The sequence below is a fragment of the Bacteroidota bacterium genome, assembly GCA_039714315.1.
Classification (GTDB): domain Bacteria; phylum Bacteroidota; class Bacteroidia; order Flavobacteriales; family JADGDT01; genus JADGDT01.
In genome coordinates, this window is sequence record JBDLJM010000249.1 from 1 (window position 1) to 2,576 (window position 2,576).

The following is a 2,576-nucleotide window of genomic DNA, read 5'->3' on the forward strand; positions in this document are numbered from 1 at the left end:
GAATATAATGGGGATACCATATGACCTAAACATAAAATTATATACATATGAAAACAAAAACAGATAACGGTAGAGCACAATTAGGATTCGTATTAATTATTATAGGTGTCGCATTCATTTTTCGCATATTAGGTCTGTTACCTGATACATTGAGTGACATTTTATTTTCATGGCAAATGTTATTAATAGCTATTGGTACATTTAACCTTATTAACAAAAAATATACACCGGCAATTATATTATTAACGATAGGTGTAGTCTTTATGGTTCCGGAGATTATTTATATTGATTATACTTATCGTAGATTGTTTTGGCCAATTATTTTGGTAGTAACCGGAGTAGTTCTTATAGTTAGAAGAAATAAGGGATTCGATTTTCCTGATTTAATAAGTAGAAATAATAAAACGGATTACATTGACCATACCAGTGTGTTTGGTGGAAACAAGGTGATTTATACTTCTAAAGTATTCAGAGGAGGGCGTATTACTTCAATTTTTGGTGGTTCGGAGGTTAATTTTAAGAGTGCCGATATTGCTGAAGAAAATGCAGTAGTTGATGTTTTTACTATTTTTGGAGGTACAAAATTGATTGTGCCAAATGATTGGAATGTACAAATAGATGTAATTGCAATTTTTGGGGGATTTACAGATAAACGATTTATTTCTGCAGAATCTAATTCATCAGATAAAATTCTTTTTGTAAAAGGATTTACTATGTTTGGTGGAGGAGATGTTAGAAATTAAAGGAAAGAACTACTGAGTTTAGAAGTAAACTAATAATATTATGCTTCATCCATTTATAGAAAATCGTAGATATTCAATAGTTTACACTTTAGTCTGGATAATAATTATTATTGTACAGGCTTTGGTGTTTACTTTTAAGTTCGAAGTAGATGTTCTCTCATCTGTAACAGACAGTTTTGTATATAACTCTCTATTTGCAGTAATGGGTGTTTCTATTTGGTTTGTCGGTGCTTATTCAGACTATGATAAGCTGTCAGTTCAAAATATTGTTTTTAAACAAATTATTTCAGGAGTGTTTTTTGTATTCTTTTGGGTGTTTATTTCGAACTGGGCATTAACTAAGATTGTTGAAGATGAGCTTTATCTCTATTTTAGTGAGACAATTTTATTTTGGAGATATATTTTTGGAAGTTTTTATTTTGTGATTTTGTCCATAGTGTTTTACCTGATTCTTTATCAGGAGAATATGGAGTTTGAGCTTCAGCAGAAAAGTCTTTACGAAAAAATAGCTATTCAGTCAGAGTTAAAAGCGTTGAAATCACAGGTAAACCCACATTTTTTGTTTAATAGTTTAAACTCTATAAGCTATCTGACAATTAGCGATGGATATAAGGCTCAGGAAATGTTGGTTAAGTTATCGGAATATATTCGGTATGCACTGAGGAAAGAAGAAAATCAGTTCACAGTTTTATCTGAAGAACTCGACAATTTACATTCCTATATTGATATTGAAAAAATACGATTTGAAGACAAAATCGTCTATTCAGAAAAAATAGATGATGATTTGAGTAATTTAAAGATTCCACATTTAATTCTTCAGCCATTAATGGAGAATGCTATTAAGTACGGAGTTTATGAGAGTGAAAAAGCTGTAGATGTAGTGTTGGAAATAAGGACTAAGGATGAATTCGTTGAAATTATATTCAAAAACGATTTTAATGAAGACAGCTATCTGCACAGAGGAGAAGGTATAGGTCTAAAAAATATTGCAGATAGACTAAAGTTACTTTACAATGCTAAAGATTTATTAAGCACAAAGACTGATGGAGATATATTTATTGCTAAGATATTAATACCTAAACAATTTTAAATGACTAAAATTGGATGTATAATAATTGATGATGAAAATCCTGCAAGAGCCCTTGTAAAAGCTTTTATTGCAAAAAAAGGAAATTTTGAAGTGCTGGCTGAAGCTGGTAACGGATTTGATGCTGTTAAGATGATTGATGAGCTTAAACCCGATCTGATATTCCTCGATATTCAAATGCCAAAGTTGACTGGATTTGAAGTTTTAGAGTTGATACATCATCATCCTAAAGTAATTTTTACCACTGCATACGATCAGTTTGCCGTTAAAGCATTCGAGGAGAATGCAGTTGACTATTTGCTTAAACCTTTTTCATTCAGCAGATTCTCAAAAGCTCTTGATAGAGTTACAGAGCCAAGAGTTAATGAAAGTAATTATATAATTGAAAAAATCAACCGGAGCTCTGAATTAAAAAGGGTAGTTGTTAAAGAAGGTAATTCTATCAATGTAATAAAGTTGTCAGAAATAAAATATCTGCAGGCAAATGATGATTATGTAATTATTAAGTCAGGAGGTAAGGAATATGTGAAGCATCAAACAATGAATTTTTATGAAAATACCCTGCCATCTGATATGTTTATTCGTATCCATCGATCAACAATTATTAATATTCAGGAAATAAAGAAGCTTATACATATTGCAAAGGAAAATTACGAGATTGAGTTGCAGGATGGGGATAGATTACGGGTTAGTAAAAGCAATATTAAAAAGGTGAAAGAGCTTATAAATTTGTAAATTTGAAGAAG

General features: G+C 30.7%; 3 protein-coding genes. All 3 read left to right on the top strand.

Annotated features, from left to right (window positions below):
* The first annotated feature begins 47 nt into the window (after window positions 1-47).
* From ABFR62_14040 to ABFR62_14050, 3 genes are read left to right on the top strand one after another with little or no spacing between them, the layout of a single operon-like run.
* On the top strand, window positions 48-743 hold the full coding sequence (locus ABFR62_14040; protein ID MEN8139539.1) for a DUF5668 domain-containing protein: 696 nt from the start codon (window positions 48-50) through the stop codon (window positions 741-743).
* Window positions 744-783: 40 nt separating this feature from the next.
* Window positions 784-1,833 carry a histidine kinase gene (locus ABFR62_14045; GenBank protein ID MEN8139540.1) on the top strand — a complete coding sequence of 350 codons (1,050 nt, stop codon included), beginning with the start codon at window positions 784-786 and terminating at the stop codon, window positions 1,831-1,833.
* On the top strand, window positions 1,834-2,565 hold the full coding sequence (locus ABFR62_14050) for a response regulator (GenBank protein MEN8139541.1): 732 nt from the start codon (window positions 1,834-1,836) through the stop codon (window positions 2,563-2,565).
* Window positions 2,566-2,576 lie beyond the last annotated feature (11 nt).